At 68.2% G+C, this 13766-nt stretch carries 11 protein-coding genes and 2 pseudogenes; 4 read left to right on the top strand and 9 right to left on the bottom strand.

From position 1 onward, the window contains the following. Positions 1-199 (bottom strand): hypothetical protein (locus ACFY1L_RS52370; RefSeq protein WP_388842583.1); only part of this gene is annotated, 199 nt, incomplete at its 3' end. After that, positions 196-429 carry a hypothetical protein gene (locus ACFY1L_RS52375; RefSeq protein WP_388842585.1) on the bottom strand — a complete coding sequence of 78 codons (234 nt, stop codon included), beginning with the start codon at positions 427-429 and terminating at the stop codon, positions 196-198. The genes ACFY1L_RS52370 and ACFY1L_RS52375, both read right to left, overlap by 4 nt. An 891-nt stretch (positions 430-1320) precedes the next feature. Between ACFY1L_RS52375 and ACFY1L_RS52380 the strand changes: the two genes are divergently transcribed. Next, the gene (locus tag ACFY1L_RS52380) at positions 1321-1692 is read left to right on the top strand and encodes a hypothetical protein (RefSeq protein WP_388842587.1); all 372 of its coding nucleotides are present in this window, start codon (positions 1321-1323) and stop codon (positions 1690-1692) included. 129 nt (positions 1693-1821) lie between these two features. Here ACFY1L_RS52380 and ACFY1L_RS52385 read toward each other — a convergent pair. Next, positions 1822-1962 (bottom strand): annotated as a pseudogene (locus ACFY1L_RS52385) (NAD-dependent protein deacetylase 1); the annotation flags it as partial. Between the two features lie 3 nt (positions 1963-1965). On the opposite strand from ACFY1L_RS52385, the pseudogene ACFY1L_RS52390 reads away from it, so the two are divergent. After that, positions 1966-2100 (top strand): annotated as a pseudogene (locus ACFY1L_RS52390) (transposase); the annotation flags it as partial. A gap of 181 nt (positions 2101-2281) precedes the next feature. Here ACFY1L_RS52390 and ACFY1L_RS52395 read toward each other — a convergent pair. The 5 genes from ACFY1L_RS52395 to ACFY1L_RS52415 all read right to left on the bottom strand — a co-directional run bounded on the left by ACFY1L_RS52395 (position 2282) and on the right by ACFY1L_RS52415 (position 9894). Further along, positions 2282-6454, bottom strand: a complete 4173-nt coding sequence (locus ACFY1L_RS52395; RefSeq protein ID WP_388842589.1) for a beta-galactosidase — start codon at positions 6452-6454, stop codon at positions 2282-2284. A gap of 396 nt (positions 6455-6850) precedes the next feature. Further along, positions 6851-7429 carry an HAD domain-containing protein gene (locus ACFY1L_RS52400; protein ID WP_388842591.1) on the bottom strand — a complete coding sequence of 193 codons (579 nt, stop codon included), beginning with the start codon at positions 7427-7429 and terminating at the stop codon, positions 6851-6853. Positions 7430-7459: 30 nt separating this feature from the next. Further along, positions 7460-8155 (bottom strand): class I SAM-dependent methyltransferase, encoded by a 696-nt coding sequence (locus tag ACFY1L_RS52405; RefSeq protein WP_388842593.1) that lies wholly within the window; start codon positions 8153-8155, stop codon positions 7460-7462. 1 nt (position 8156) lies between these two features. Then, positions 8157-9068, bottom strand: a complete 912-nt coding sequence (locus ACFY1L_RS52410; protein WP_388842595.1) for an aminoglycoside phosphotransferase family protein — start codon at positions 9066-9068, stop codon at positions 8157-8159. A 76-nt stretch (positions 9069-9144) separates the two neighbouring features. After that, positions 9145-9894, bottom strand: coding sequence for a hypothetical protein (locus tag ACFY1L_RS52415; protein WP_388842597.1), 750 nt, complete (start codon positions 9892-9894; stop codon positions 9145-9147). Between the two features lie 225 nt (positions 9895-10119). Between ACFY1L_RS52415 and ACFY1L_RS52420 the strand changes: the two genes are divergently transcribed. Together ACFY1L_RS52420 and ACFY1L_RS52425 are read left to right on the top strand one after the other, a co-directional pair. After that, positions 10120-11475 (top strand): tetratricopeptide repeat protein, encoded by a 1356-nt coding sequence (locus tag ACFY1L_RS52420; RefSeq protein ID WP_388842599.1) that lies wholly within the window; start codon positions 10120-10122, stop codon positions 11473-11475. A gap of 35 nt (positions 11476-11510) precedes the next feature. Beyond that, on the top strand, positions 11511-12008 hold the full coding sequence (locus ACFY1L_RS52425; protein WP_388842601.1) for an NUDIX domain-containing protein: 498 nt from the start codon (positions 11511-11513) through the stop codon (positions 12006-12008). Positions 12009-12761: 753 nt separating this feature from the next. Here ACFY1L_RS52425 and ACFY1L_RS52430 read toward each other — a convergent pair. Beyond that, positions 12762-13307 carry a GrpB family protein gene (locus tag ACFY1L_RS52430; RefSeq protein ID WP_388842603.1) on the bottom strand — a complete coding sequence of 182 codons (546 nt, stop codon included), beginning with the start codon at positions 13305-13307 and terminating at the stop codon, positions 12762-12764. Positions 13308-13766 lie beyond the last annotated feature (459 nt).

A 13766-nucleotide genomic window follows, 5' to 3' on the forward strand; every position in this document is an offset into this window, starting at 1 on the left:
GTGGGAACGACGGGACGACATCCACGAAGCCTTCCTCGGCCTCGCCACCTGCCTCATCACCTACAGACACGTCCGACGCCTTTGTTAGGACCTCTAAGACCTCAACGGAGTACTCCGGGCGGGCAGTCGGCGACGAAGCAGAAACCCTCACAGCGCGAGCCGTGAGAATCCCCCTCCTTCCAGGAGGGGGAGAAGTCAAGTTCTGTCCGTGTCGTACGGCGGGGACGGTAGGTTCCAGACAGCGTCGAACCGGCTGATGATCTTTCGGAGTTCGCGGGAACTTTGGGGTGATATGGCCTTCATCGCGGTGTCGAGGAGAGCGCGGGCGTCGAGCGGATTGCCACAGCAGTACCAGTGCACGTTGCCCCACTTGTAGTCGTGCCACAGGTCGCGCTTGGGCTGGTGGACGTAGTCCTTCCACCGGCGCATGGCTGCGCTGACGTCTCCTGGCCGGAGATAGTTGCGAGTGTGCTCAAGGCGGATGATCTCGCTCATTGCCCGCGAGGACAGGCCGTCGATGACTGGCCTTGCGCCTAGTGTCCGATGGCCGCGGGGCGTGCTGGCGCGGACGTCTCCTGGCCGCCTACGCGGCATCGACCTTTCGGTTCGTCGTCATGCCGTACATGGTGCCACTATCTCTCTGGCCGCTACTACGGGCCTCTCATCGCCGCCGACCGCTACTGACGCCTGGCCTCGAGTCGTCTCAGGCGAACGCCTGCCGGTGCCGCGGTCCGGCAGGTCCAGCAGATCACGCGGCGCGGCCGATCCGCCCGCGTTGAAGCCCTGTACGTCAGGGAACGTCGTCGCGTGCGGCGGTACGGACAACGCTGGCACCGGATCCGATTTGGCCAGGTGCACCTCCGCGTCGAAGAGTAGTGCCGCGTCTCGTCCCAGCCGGGCGAGGAGTTCGCCGCGGAGCCAGGCGCGGGCCACGGTGTGCCGGGTGCGGTCGATCAATTCCCGAACGGAGGGCCGCTGTTCAGGCTCCTTGGCAAGGTACTGCCGGGCCTCATTCCATCTCCGGGGGCGCCCGATTGATGCTGAGGATGTTGTCGTTGCGTCCTGGCGAGTGGGCTGCGGACGCGGTTTGAGTGAGTGTCAGGTCCATCATGCCTGTTCGGAGGCGCTTTCGGTAGGACGGAGCGCACGCCTGTTCGGTCTTGTTGCGGGTGGTGCTGTGCGCGCAGACTCGTCGTCATCCACTCTCCGGCCAACGTGTCGGCATCCGTCCTCGGCTGCCGATGCGTTTGCCGTGCTGTCTCGCCGTGTGACATGCGCTGGTCGGGGGGGATGGGACGAAGGGGATCGATGGATCAGGACATGGTTGTGCTGGCGAGGGTCAGGCTGCTCGGTGCCAACCGGCGGGTGGTGCGGGGCGTCGAAGGGCTGTGGATCTACCGTCTTCTGACACAGGTCGAGCCGGAGGTGTACGGATCGAAGCTGGCGTACGTCCTGGTGGAGGAGAGCGGCTCACCCCTGGTGCGGGAGTTGCCCGGGCGACGGCTGGCCCTGTTGGACGAGGCCGTGGAAGTGGCGAAGGCCCTCAGCACGGCGAACCCCTACCGGGCGAAGATGCTGGCGAGGGCGCTGGCCGCCAGGCAGTGGGAACTTGAGGCTCGTCCGGCGAAGCCGCACCTGTCCGGGCAGGAGCATCGGGCGGTCGTTCCGGATGAGCCGCGAGAGCTCGCATGATCCTGTAGCTGCCTGGCATCGCCTTCCCGGACGATGAAGATGAGGAAGGCCGAGTCCGGTTGTCCGACTGGAGCGGCGTCGCATTCCTCAGATGCACGGGTCTGAACGTGGGGCCCTGGCCACGGCCAGGGCCCCATGTGCCTGGTGCAGACTGGCGACGTTTTGGGTGATCACACCCGAGAGCAGTCCGTGTCGTGCGAACGCGGCCACCGCTCGGTGCCCGGCGGTGGGGCGGGCGCGGCCGAAGCTGTGCCAGCCGACGTGGCTGCGGACATCCCCAGACCACGGACACGATCCGTCGCCGCCGGACGCGGAGCGAACGCGGTGGACCAGAACGCCCAACACCGTTCGGGGCGTTCGGCTGAGCATGAGTCCTGGCAACAAGACTCACTCCCGCTGAGTCTCTAGGAACGGTTCGAGAGCAGTGGGCTGATCACGAGATGGGGCGCTCATGACTACCGGCGACGGCGGCGTGGTCCTGCCGTTGGGCCCAAACGATTGTTGCGGAGCGCGAGAAGAGGCGTAGCCGTTTCCGCGCTGCGCATGCGTCAGCTGACCGTCCCTTGCGAGGACGATCGCGGGATGTCTTTCAGCCGCAGGTCAGGGTCGGCATCGCCCAGTCGCCGTGGTCGTTGCCGTTTCCGTCGCCGGCGTCACCGACCTTGAGGTCGACAACTTGGGTGCCGCTGACGTCGACATCGATTGGCACGGCGGTCTGTTTGCCCTGGATCGTCGGCGTGGTCGCCAGGGTCTTGCCGTCGGCGATCACTGAGAACGTCACAGTTCCCGCACCACCCGTCTCGTCGTCGACACCGACATCCGCCGTCAACCGGGAGCAGTTGCCGGCGAGGTAGAGCTGCACGTCGCTGACGGAGTTGGTGCCCAGGCCCTTGGCGTACCCGACACCGGCGATGGTGATCGGACGGCCGTCCCCGGCCGCCTGCTCGCCGACGCTGCTGTCACGCTCCACCGGACCCCACCCGTTGATGGAGGACTGGAACGGCAGGTCGCTCACCGCGCTCTTCCCGGCCGGTGGGGCGGGCGGGATCCCGCCGACGATGCGCTCGTCCTCGCCCGAGGCCTGTCGTCCGTTCTGCCGGTAGTGCACCGTGGCCGTGATGGCCGAGGCGGACGGCAGGGTCCCCGTCGGTGGCTGGACCTTCCAGGTGACGGTGGCCGATGCGCCGGGTTGCAGGCGCTTGACCGATGTCGGACTCGTGGCACTCGCACTCCAGCCGTCCGGCACGGAGAGCGAGGTCGCCAGCCGGGAGGCGGACGACCTGTCCTTCGGTATCCGTACCGTCGCCTCGGCAGTGAAAGCCTGCCCTGACGCGGCGGTGTTGGGCACGTCCAGGGTGACATCCGCTCCCGGACGCTTCGGCATCGCGTACGTCCTGGGGTCGTAGCGGGGGCTGTCGTTCTGTGCGACCCGAAGGGAGGAGGCGTAGCTGCCGTAGTTGGTGAGCGCGACCTCGCCGAGGCCGCCGGTGCTGCCGTCCAGGTTCCATACGGCGATGGCGATGCTGTTGCGGCCGTTCGGGTTCAGGATGCCGTTGGGGACCGGGAAGGTGTGCTGCGGGCCGAGGTAGTTGACGTAGTTGCCGACCTGCCAGCCGTTCACGAAGATCGTGGCACGGTACTTGCGTGACGGGTCGTCGGTGAAGGTCAGTCCGAGCGAGGTGTCCTGGCCGCGTGGCAGGTCCAGGTTGGCGTCGGTGCGGTACCAGGAGACCCCGGGGCGGGTGTCGGTCGTCGGCAGGGACACCCGGTTCCATTTGGCGTCCGGGTAGCCCGGCAGGGACCAGCCGGCGCGCTCGCCGTACAAGCCGCCTGTCGAGAGCGGGCCGCGCACGGTGTCCTGCAGGTCCTCGCCGCCGCGTACGCCCTGGACTCGCCAGGTGAGGGAGGTCAGCGGGGCTCCGACGAGGGAGGCGCTGGTCAGCCCGCGTGCGGTCTTGTTGCCGTTGGTGGAGTTGTAGTCCTCCTCGTGTCCCATGTTCACGGTGAGCACGGAGATGACGTTGTCGCCCTTGGACTTGACCGCACCGGTCGGGAAGGTGAAGTCGGCGCTGCCTGTGGTGGAGCTGCCCAGGAAGGTGCCGTTGAGCCAGGCGGAGAATGCCTGGGCGTCTCCGCCCGAGTCCGAGACGAGGTGGATGCCGGTCTCCTTGTCGGTGGCGCGGAAGCGGCCGCGGTACCAGGTGTTGCCGGTGTGGAAGCCGTAGTCGTCCGCGTAGAGCACTGGCAGGGAGTTGACGCCGGAGACGCTGTTGGTGGTGGTCTTGTCGGCCACCTGCCAGCTGGAGTCGTCGAAGCCGGGTGCCGCTTCGGGGGACTCCTCGGTGTGCTTCCAGTTGGTCAGCGTCGGCAGGTGTATCGGAGCGGCCACCGGGATCTTCCCGGTGAGGCTTCCTGTGTCGGTGGCCTGGGCGTCCAACGGCTTGCCGTTCCAGGTGACTTGGTCGGCGGAGGTGAACACCTCGATGTTCTTGTCGTGGGCGTTGTCGCCGGTGAGCGCCAGGGTGCGGCCGCTGTTCAGGGGGGTCGCCGTGCGGAGCAGGTGGGTGCCGCGTACGAGTACCGGGCCGCTCGTGGTGTCCTGGCGCCAGAAGGTCTTGGCTGTGGCCTTGTCGCCGACGAGCAGCAGCAGCGGTGGCTTCCCGCCGCCGGTGATGCTGATGCGGATCAGGCCTTTGTGGGTGTAGTTCAGCCGCAGGTCACCGGTGGCCTCGTCCCAGGTGGTCGTGGCCGTGCCGTCGGTGGTGGTCACGGTGGGCCGGGAGGCGTAGCGGAGGACGGTCTCTCCGTCGCTGCCGTCGTCGCCGTAGAGGACGGCGACGTCCCGGTCGCCGATGGTCGCGTTGGTCATGATCTCCGAGGTGGAGTACTGCAACTGTGTGTCGCCGAGCCGGTAGTTGGCCACGATCACGTGGGAGTCGCGTCCGTCGAGGGTGATCGCGGTGCCCGGCTGCTGGGGCACGACCGGGTAGGTCGGCTCCGCGGCGGCGGCGCCTGTGGGCACGTCGATGGCGTCGATGGCCACGTAGTTGTCCGTGGATCCCGAGCTGTGGTTCCCCGTGACGACGATCTTCAGCGTGTGGGCCCCGGGTGTCAGGCCGGTCTTCTGGAAGAGCACGGCCTGGTTCTCGCTGCCGGAGTCGTCGACCGTGGCCTCCTTGGTGCCGTCGAGGTAGACGTCGGCGTAGCCGTGGTTGTTGGTCTTCGAACCGATCCAGCGGATCGCGGTGCCGTCGAAGGGGACGGTGAGCGAGTCGCCGGCCTTGTTGGAGAACGACTCGGTGTGCTTGTAATCGCCGCCGGTGTAGCTCGTGTTGGCCACGTGCGACCAGGAACCGGTGTACTGCAGGGCGGAGTCGGGGTCGTCCCAGGTGTAGGTGGTGTCCGAAGAAGGCTGAGCGTTGAAGTCCAGCGAGATGTGGGCCTTGTCGATCGCCGTGGACGTGGAGTTGCCGTGTCTCAGGACGTGGAACTGCGTCTTGGTGTCGGGGTTCATCCGGGCGGTGTCGACGACCGCGGAGTCGTCCGGCGGCGTGGCCCTGATCGCGTCGGTCTTCGTCAGTGGGGTGACCGACTGGGTGAAGTACCCGATCAGCTTGTCCTCGTCGTACTTCGGATCGAGCTCGCGGGTCTCGCGGATCGCGGCCCCGTAGTCGTACGACGTGTAGTTCTGCGGCATGCTCAGCCAGCCCCAGTTGGTGCCGCCGTAGGTCATGTAGAAGCTCTGCGCGGTCGCGTCGACGGCTATGTTCTGCTTGTAGAACACGTTGGCGAACTGGTCGTTGATCAGCTGGGCGCACTTGTCGTAGCCCGGCCCGCCCCAGGGGTCGAAGGCGCCGCCCTGGAATTCCGGCGAGTACAGCGGCTTGCCGGCCGGGTGGTCGTAGCTGATGTCGGGGACGCCGTTCCACTTCGAGGGGTTGGAGCAGTTGAAGCCCTGCGGGTAGGAGTCGGGGCCGTCGACGTCCAGGGCGCCGGTGCCGGAGTTGAAGGTGCCGTTGTTGTTGCCGGTCAGCGGCACAGTGATGCCGTCGGCGCGGGCCTTGTCCTCCAGGTGCTTCATGTAGGAGCGGCCTGCGGCGGAGCCGTTGTAGTACTCGTTCTCGACCTGGTAGGCGATGACCGACCCGGTGCCGTTGGTCAGTTGGTGGCGGGCGATGATCCGGTCGATCTGCGTCAGCCACTCGTCCGCGTACGTCAGGAACTGCGGGTCGTCACTGCGGTTGTGCCCGGCCTTGGTGGTCAGCCAGCCGGGCAGGCCGCCGCTGTCGACCTCCGCATTGATGTACGGCGCGGGGCGGGCGATGACGTAGAGCCCGGCCTCCTCGGCCATGTCGAGCAACTTGTCGACGTCACGCACCCCGCTGAAGTCGTACACACCCGGTTTCGGCGAGTGGTATCCCCAGTCGAAGTACAGCGAGGTGGAGTTGAAGCCGGCGGCCTTCATCTTCTGGAAGATGTCGCGCCACAGGTCCGGACTCGGGAGCCGGAAGTAGTGGAACTCGCCGGACCACAGGTAGGTGCGTTTGCCGTCGATGAGGAACGAGTAGCCGTCGAGACTCACCGTGTGCGCTTGCGAGTCGGCGGCAGTGGCGGCGGGTGCCTGCCCGCCGGACTCCTCCGCCGCGGCGGGCGCGATCATGCCGACGGCCAGAGCGAGGGCCGCGGCTGTTGCGAGGAGTGCCCTCCACCACCTCTGGCGGCCGGGTCTCGCAGGCTCCGAACCGATCCGATTACTCTGCATTGCGGCCTCCAAACCGACTGAGCAATCAGCATCAAACAGACTCACGCAAAGCCGAACAGTACGGCCGCACACTGCCCAACACAATGGGGCGGGAGAGCATGGTTGTTGTGGCATGGACGGCATCGAAGCCGCATTTATGGGCGGTCCTGACTACAGTGCCGAGCATCCCGCCGAAGTCCTGCACTGGCGCATCACCGCTCAACCAAACAGGCGCGCTCAGGCAGCACGTACGCGGAGCACCATCAGCGGGACGTCGTCGATGTCCGCCGCTCCACATCCTCCGGCCACATCAGCGAACATGACGCCCGGAGGACTTGGTCCGCACCGTTGATCCCGGTCAGATGCCCTCGCCAGGCTGCGCGGCCGGGGCATCGGCTGTTCCGGCACGGCGGCGCGTCAGGCGGCTTCGGTTCCGCTCGGAGCAGTGAGGGCGCCAGTCCACACGGCGAGCAGCCGCCCGGCCCACGCTCGGACTTCGGTCAGGTGCGCAGCCTGCAACCCGGCACGGGGATCAGGTTGTACCAGGAGGGTCGCTGCGCCACGGGCGGTGCGCTCTGCGGCCCAGGAGTGGTCGAGGTCAGTGAAGTCGTCGTCGATCCACATAGCAGGGGCGTCAGCCAGCCACGCGTCAATGGAGTCGCGCTTCCACAAGTAGCCATTGGGGTGGCTGGTGGTGATCTTGGGGCGCGGGAGATCGACGTGCGGTAGGGGTGGGAGACCGAGGAGCGGTCCGATCAGAGTGGCAGCGTCCTGACGCCAGCTGGTGCACCAGACTGGCGTGACCATGCCGGTACGCACCACTTCCATGAGCATGGAGCCGTGGGCGGGGTTGAGCCAGATGGTGACCGGATCGTCGGCACTGCGGCCGGTGGGAACGACGTCATGACGGACGTGGGTGGCCGGGGTCGAGCCGTCCGCGTCGGGGAAGGGTATGAGGACGCCGTCAATGTCGAGGAGCAGGTAGGGCGGGCGCATCGGATTCTCCCAGGGGAGCCGGGGTGGGGGTCAGAGCTTGCGCGCGGTGATCAGCAGAGTGGTGGGCCAACGGCCTCCGTGGCGGGCGTCGTGGAACTCCTGGGCCGAGGTGAGCCAGAGGCCGGCGCGGTCGAGGTGTTTCTCCCAGCGGTCGGCGTCGAAGTCCCAGCGGGCGATGGGCAGTCGGGTGCGGCCGGGGAGGGTGACGTAGTCCCGGCGGGGCCGATCGTCGGTGGCGGGGCGGAGGCCGCCGCGTCGGGGGTGGGGAACGGAGAAGGCGAGGGTGCGGCCGGGTTTGAGGTGCTGGGCGATGGCTGGGAGCAGGAGTTCGGGGGCGACGAGCCCGATGGCGCCGAAGACGGAGTAGACCGCGTCGAACTGCTCGTCTGAGGCTTGCAGATAGTGCAGGGCGTGGCCCGCCACGAAGGTGAGGCTGTTCAGCCGGCCGTAGTGGGAGCGGGCTCGGCGGACCTGGAGGCCGACGAGGTCGACGCCGGTGACCTGGGCGCCGTAGCGGGTGGCGAGGTGGGCGGCGTTGTGGCCAGGGCCGCAGCCGAGTTCCAGCAGTCGCTTGCGGCGCAGGTCCGCTCCGAGGATCTCGGCGCCGGGTCCGCTGCCTGGCCGTGTGGTCCATTCCACCCGTGCGGGTACGGACAGCGGCTCGGCGGGGCTGGCCGTGGTGCGTTGGAGGGCGTGGACGTACCACGGGGGAGCCTGGGCGAGCACGTCAGACCTCCAGGAGGTGGAGGACGTCGGTGAGGTGGCGGCGTACGGCTTTGATGTAGGCGGGGTCGGTGGCCGGGTCGTTGATCCAGCGGATGGACTGTTCCATGAACCACTCGACGGCCCACATGCGGTGCCAGCCCAGGGCCCAGTTCTCGGCGGGGAGCCCGCCGCGCCGGGTGAGGGCGTCGGGGGTGCCGCCGGCGGTGACGTACTGCTCCAGGAAGACGCGCAGGCGTACGGGGTCGGGGGTGTCGAGGGCGCCGTGCCAGCTGGCGAGGTCGAGCAGGCCGGGGCCGGTGAAGGCGCGGGCGAAGTCCAGTAGCCGCCAGCCGTGTTGGCCGATGTGGAGGCTGGTGGGGTGGAATTCGGAGTGCGCCCAACCAAACGGGGCCACGGTCGTACCAGCCGAGCGCGTCTCAGCGGCTTGGGCGATCCGGTCGAGCGCGTCCTCGATGTCGTCCGCGTCCTGCCACCGCTCGGCCTTGCGCAGCCGGGCGAGGTGCTCCAGGGCCCGGTTCGGCAGTGTGCGAAGACTGGCCTGGTCGAGGACGGGCAGGGCGGGAGCCGTCCGGGTGCCGTGCAGGACCACGGCCGCGGCGGTGCCGTCGAGGTCGTCGGCGTCGCGGACGGCGGGGCCGAGGTCTTCCATGAGGATGCCGAGCCAGCCGTCCAGGACGGCGGAGGCGTGGACCTGCGGGATGGGGACGCCGAGCGTGTGCGCCAGGCGGAGGGCCTGGTCCTCGCGGTCGAAGGGCCGCTTCGCGTACTTGAAGATCGCGGTGGTGGCGTCGGGGAAGGTCACGCGCTCGACACCGGACATGGACCATACGCGCACCTCCTCGCGGATGGCGGTGGTTCGTCCGGCCAGGGTGAGCAGGTTGTCGAGGAGTTCGGCGCTGGGGTTCGCGGTCACGTGGGGGCTCCAGGGAGGTTGGGGCGTCCGGGGCGGGCGAGAGGTGCCGGCCCGCCCCGGCGCCTGGTGTGCGGTGTTACGCGGCAGGGCTCACGCGATGGGCGTAGACCTGCTCGATCCAGCCGGACTTGAAGGCTGCGAGGTCGTCGCGGAAGGCGGTCATCGAGGCACCGTAGGGCGCGACGACGCCGCCGGACTGGTCCGGCACGGACTGGCAGCCGTGCACGAGCCGGCCGCCGAGGGCGGCGTGCGCCTTGATGGACTCGATGCGGCGGTGCTCGTTGAACCAGCCGCCGTGGTAGACCTCGTCGAGCGTCCTGCCCATCTCGTCGTCCAAGTCGAAGACCACGGAGGTGGCGGCGGGGAAGAACCAGCACGGGCCGACGTTGGAGATGTGCCCGTCCAGCTCCACCTTGTTCAGCGCCATCAGCGTGGCCGCCTCGCGCAGCATCCGCAGGTGCTCGGCGGTGATCTGCGGCAGACCGAGGCCGGCGAGGTGCGCATCGCGGAACAGGTAGGCGTACACCTCATACGCGGTGGACAGCACCCGGGCGGCGTCCGAGGTGGATTCAGCGTGCGCCTTGATGAAGTCCAGCGCGAGCTGCTCGACCGCGCTCTCGGTCGTCTCCTCCACGTCCAGGAGCCGGGACTTGACCAGCTCCCATTCGGCAACGAGCCACGTGTTGGACTCGAAGCGGAAGAAGTACTCGGCCGGGTCGATGGTGATGTGCCGGCCGTCGACCTGGATGCCGGGCAGGCGGCTCCAGCGCTCGTCGAACGCCTCGGGCAGTACGACCGTGATGGCCGTGGTGTCGATGGTGGTCACCGTGTCTCCCTCTCTGATCGGCCGGGTTCGGGCACAGGAATGCCCGAACCCGGTGTAGGCGTACGAAACTTCAGGGAGCCGCCCGACCGAGGGGGGAGCCTGGTCGCGGTGTCGGACCGGGGCCGGGCGGCTGATGTTTAGTGAACCCTCCGTCACGCACAGTGGGTACGGTGAGAGGCAGTTGAAGCGGTATACGCGGTTTACAGCTCCGGAGCGGAGGCGATCGTGGCAGCGCCGAAGGGTCCCAATTCCCGCCTGCGTGACGTCATCGAGGCGATCGGCTGCACGTACGAGGCTCTGGCGAAGGACATCCGGCGTATCGCGGCCGAGAACGGAGAGATCCTCCAAACCAACAAGTCCGCCGTCTCCCACTGGGTGAACGGCACACGCCAGCCGACCGGACGGACCGGCCAGCACCTTGCTGAGGCGCTGTCCCGCCGAGCAGGCCGCACCATCACCTTGGCCGAGATCGGCCTTCGAGCACCCGAAACTGCGGTGTCGGAAGAAGCCGATCCTGTCTTGGCCGCCACCGATCTGGGCCGTGCCGACGTCGAGCGCCGCCGTTTCCTTGCCGTGGCTGCCTTCACCACGGCCGGCGTGGCCATGCCGCTCTTCTACGACCACGAGGCCACCGCCCGCATGCTGCGGGCCCGCACCGGCAGCTCCCTGGTCGGGATGGAGGACGTGGATGTCGTACGACAGATCACCGCAGCCTTCAGCGCGGCTGACGAACGCCTCGGCGGCGGCCATGGCCTGACCACGGTCACCGCCTACCTCGCCGACACGGCCGCTCCTATGCTCCGCGGCCGATTCTCGAACGAAGCATTACGGCAAGCGGCCTTCGGCGCCGTCGCCGAACTCGCCTACCTCGCCGGGTGGAAGCACCACGACCTCGGCCAAGAGGGCGCCGCCCAGCGCTACTACCAGGTCGGCTACCAACTCGCCTGCGAAGCCGACCCGCGCGGTCACGCCGCCTGGATGATGCGCGCCCTCGCCCACCAGGCACTGAGCCTCAAGCAGCCCCACCACTGCGTCGATCTCGTCGAAGGAGCCCTCACCCGCGGCCTGGGCCACGTCGACGGCCAGACCGAGGCCCTGCTGCACATCACCCACGCCCGCGCCTACGCCGCGGCCGGCGAGAAGCCCGCGGCGGCTCGCGCCCTGCTCGCCGCCGAAGACGCCCTCCTGCGTGACGACGGGCCCCAGCCCAGCTACTCCCGCGTCAGCGGCCCAGCAGCCGGCACCGTCGCCAGCCACACCGCCCGCACCCTGACCGACCTCGCTGACCATATCGGCACCGAGCAGCAGCATCGCGACGCCCTGATCCGCTGGGACCCTGAGAAGTACAAGCGCGTCCACGCCCTCACCTACGCTGACCTGGGCGACAGCCTGGCCGCGCAGGCCCGCGCCGACGAGGCGGTTGCCGCGTGGTCTCAGGTTCTGGCCCTCATGGAGGGCATGACCTCCGACCGCACCCGCAAGGCCATCACCTCGCTCCGCTCCATGCTCTCCATCTACCAGCGCCGCAAAGTGCCCGGAGCCGCCGAACTTGCCCGCCGCGCACGCGAAGCGCTGGCCTAAGCTGCCACCATCCGGCCGACGAAGGGACACAAGCCGTGGCTCAGCGGACCACCGACGACCAGCCCAAAGCCCTGCCGCCCGCCCTCGAATCCATGACCCTGCTGGTCGCCGCCGTCATCGTCCACGACAAGGCCACCAATCGCGTCGTCCTCCTCCAGCGCAGCCAGAACGCCAAGTTCGCGCAGGGCATGTGGGATCTCCCTGTCGGCAAGAGCGAACCCGGCGAGCCCATCACCGAAACCGCCGTACGCGAGCTGTACGAGGAGACCGGCCTGACCGTGAAGCCGGAGTCCCTCACGGTCGCCCACATCATCCACGGCGCCTGGGGCGTCGAGGCCCCTAACGGCTTCCTCACCGTCGTCTTCGCCGCCCACGAATGGACTGGCGAACCCGAAAACCGCGAACCGCGCAAGCACGCCCAGGTCCGCTGGGTCGACGCCGACGCCATCCCGGCGGAGTTCGTAGATACCACCGCCAGCGCCCTTCACCGGTACCTCGTCGGTGGCCCAGGGGTCTCCCTCGACGGCTGGTGAAAGTGTCGCCGATTCGACTCGACCGGTCGCCATAGCGGCCTCACGACTCTTCAGCGTGGGACCGGTTCTGCGGTGCCGGCGCGCAGGGCGGCGAGGTGCTTGCGGACTACCTGGCTGCTGCCTCGATAGCCGCGTTCGCAAATTTCCGAGAACAGCCTGGTCCCGCTGACCTGGCCCTGCGCTTCGGTGAAGCTGGCGTTCCAGGTATGCCTTGAAGGGTTCCAGCACACCGTTCGGGCGTCGATCGCGGGCGGAGGCCAGTAGTTCGTCGAGGTCGGTGTCGCGGAAGCGGTGCACGGTCTTGCGGTCCAGGCCCAGGCGACGGGCGATGGCGCTGATCGTCCAGCCCTTGTCCACCAGCCGGTGGATGTCCTCGTGGCGGTGGCCGGTGCGCTCGACGATCTGCATGGGGGGCAGTTCCGTGAGCGGCAATTCCAATGTCTGGGCTCGTGCATCGGCGGTCCGCCCTGAACGAACGGCAGCGCACGCTTCTTGAGCGGCTCGCGGCCCGTGAGGAACCTGGAGCCTGGGCGCCGGGCGACTGACACACGGCCTACGCCCTGCGTGACGGTGGACTTGTGTCGGTCAGGCGCGGTGGCGGCGGTGCTGGGCAGACGGAGGTCACCGAGGCCGACGGCTTCTGCTTTGGGCAGTGGGATAACTGAAGGCTGGTGCGACTGTGTGGTCGCAGCCACTCGTTGATGGCCGCGAACACTTCGGTTGCTTCATCGCGAATGGCGAGCTTGTCGTCACTCAGGCATCGCTCGGCCCCGGCGTCCAGCCGGTGCACTGGGCCCATGCATCGGCCCGACGGATGATGTCCCACACGAACGGATCTTTCGCCGCGACGTAGCCGGCGCGGTCGTCGTGGAAATCGGCCGCACAGCGGCGTTTGACGGCCGCGTACTCGGCCGCGGCGGACGGCGCGGTGCGCAGGTAGTCGCGGAACAGCAGAGCGAACTGCTGGGAGAAGCTGCCGAGTTGACGTACATGGATATGCGTACGGCGGTGGCCGGGCGGCTCCCGGAAGTAGCGTTTGGTGCGCTCGGCGTTGTCCGCCCGGTACACGAAGCCCATGCCTTCCAGGGGTGTCCGGTATGCGTCCAGCGGCTCGAGCGACCGCACTGAGATCTGTACGTCGACGATCGGCTTGGCGGCCAGGCCCGGCACGGCGGTCGACCCGATGTGATCGATACGGACGGCGACGTCGCCCAATGCGTCGCGCAGTTGGGCACCCATCGCGCGGAATCGCTCCTGCCAGGCCGGGTCGTGGTCCGCGATCTCAACGGGGTCTGCCATGCCCGCGATTGTGCCAAGGGCCGGGCGTAAGGGGCCCCGTAGGAGACGAGGGCTTAGTGTGGCGCGTCGAGGACGGGCGGGGGCTGACGGGCGTCGCCCACCGGCGATCCCGGTGCCGGCGCCGTCCTCGACCGGCGCCGCCAGAAGCTGCGGGACGCGATGCATGCGGTAGTGGTCACGGGCCAGGCACAGCGGCCGCGCTGTCGGCGATGCTCGCCTACGGTGTGAACCTGTGTTCTCGAGCCGGGTGATGCCGGCTCTGAAGCGGACAGTGATCGCGGCGTTGGAGTCGTCGCGGTCGAGGCTGTCTGCCCCCTTGGAGCGCGCAGGGTGGCACCTGTCGAATTCCTGTCATTCCTGAAGGGTTGTTGCCCCTGGCTGTTGCTCGTCACTAGCGTGCTGCTTGAGGTTTCAAAGGGAAATCCGATGGAGGGGTCAGTCATGTCCCTGACGGAATGC

The sequence above is a fragment of the Streptomyces sp. NPDC001663 genome (assembly GCF_042893105.1).
Taxonomy (GTDB): Bacteria; Actinomycetota; Actinomycetes; order Streptomycetales; family Streptomycetaceae; genus Streptomyces.

Coding starts and splice junctions, on each gene's coding strand:
- ACFY1L_RS52375 (WP_388842585.1), bottom strand. CDS start 429: ATGCGCCGGTGGAAGGACTACGTCCACCAGCCCAAGCGCGACCTGTGG.
- ACFY1L_RS52380 (WP_388842587.1), top strand. CDS start 1,321: ATGGTTGTGCTGGCGAGGGTCAGGCTGCTCGGTGCCAACCGGCGGGTG.
- ACFY1L_RS52395 (WP_388842589.1), bottom strand. CDS start 6,454: ATGCAGAGTAATCGGATCGGTTCGGAGCCTGCGAGACCCGGCCGCCAG.
- ACFY1L_RS52400 (WP_388842591.1), bottom strand. CDS start 7,429: ATGCGCCCGCCCTACCTGCTCCTCGACATTGACGGCGTCCTCATACCC.
- ACFY1L_RS52430 (WP_388842603.1), bottom strand. CDS start 13,307: ATGGCAGACCCCGTTGAGATCGCGGACCACGACCCGGCCTGGCAGGAG.